Origin of the sequence: Capnocytophaga sp. oral taxon 329 str. F0087, from assembly GCF_000213295.2 — a bacterium.
Classification (GTDB): domain Bacteria; phylum Bacteroidota; class Bacteroidia; order Flavobacteriales; family Flavobacteriaceae; genus Capnocytophaga; species Capnocytophaga leadbetteri_A.
The window spans coordinates 31,289-32,226 of record NZ_KN390006.1 but is presented as its reverse complement, the minus strand read 5'-3'; the positions used below and the strand labels follow the sequence as shown (position 1 = coordinate 32,226).

The window sequence follows — 938 nt, the reverse complement described above, 5'->3', positions numbered from 1 at the left end:
CTTTCTTTAGCGCGAATGTTTACATAGCCGTCTTTGTCTTTTACTACGGCATAATCTCCAAAAGGACCTTGCGCAAAGGCGTTGGTCGTAAGGAGGAAGAATAAAATAAGTAAGTGTTTCATATTCAATAGATAATTGACAATAAGCTATTTATCAAGTTGTTTGTTGCTTTCGATACTTATATAAGTATCGTTTGAAAGTTTTTTAATAGATTTCAGATGTATTCTCTACCCAATTTGAAACGCTAATAGTAAATGTTGGCAATCCTGCTTCTTTTTTAAAGTGGTCGAATTCGACCACTTTAAAATTAGGATTATAAAGTATTTCCCAAGTACCTAAAAATTCTAATGTACTTCTATTTCTTATCCAGTTTTTTATTATATCAGCAGCTCTTGCTTCATCATTTTTACCTTTAGCCATATCTGTTAATGAAATATAATCCTGATTGTCTATTGTAGCTAAAGATATTTCAACATCTTGTACTTTAAGTTTATTATTTGTTGGTGCCATATTTTTGGTAATTTTTAGTTACATCATTAAAGTGGTTATCTGATGATACGGGTTTTATACTCACCTTTTACTATTTGCCAACACACTTCGTAAGCTAAACCAGCTTCGCCATTATCTGCATAAATATAAAGTGCTTCAGCTTCCTCATCATAGTATATGGAACTGCTAAAATAGGAAATTTGATACAAATCATCATAAGCACTTTTAGGAATAGGTACGTTTTTACCTTTCATAGTTACGATAATACTTTTGTAATGGTCTTCAGGTAGTGAATCGTCTCCTCCATAAACTTCTATACCATATATTTCTTTACCATCAATGATTAATTGATCATAACTTCCCTGATCTTTCTTAGTAATCTTGTGCTTGGTTTTGTCGAACTTCTGTTTGGTAATGGTTACTTTTACGTCCTTATCATCAAAAATAAC

General features: G+C 31.6%; 1 protein-coding gene and 2 pseudogenes. All 3 read right to left on the bottom strand.

The genetic code is table 11. The features are described 5' to 3' along the window. Positions 1-122 (bottom strand): annotated as a pseudogene (locus HMPREF9074_RS12135) (SH3 domain-containing protein); the annotation flags it as partial. Positions 123-204: 82 nt separating this feature from the next. Continuing rightward, on the bottom strand, positions 205-510 hold the full coding sequence (locus tag HMPREF9074_RS06540; RefSeq protein WP_034540051.1) for a KilA-N domain-containing protein: 306 nt from the start codon (positions 508-510) through the stop codon (positions 205-207). Between the two features lie 35 nt (positions 511-545). Further along, positions 546-938 (bottom strand): annotated as a pseudogene (locus HMPREF9074_RS06535) (SH3 domain-containing protein); the annotation flags it as partial.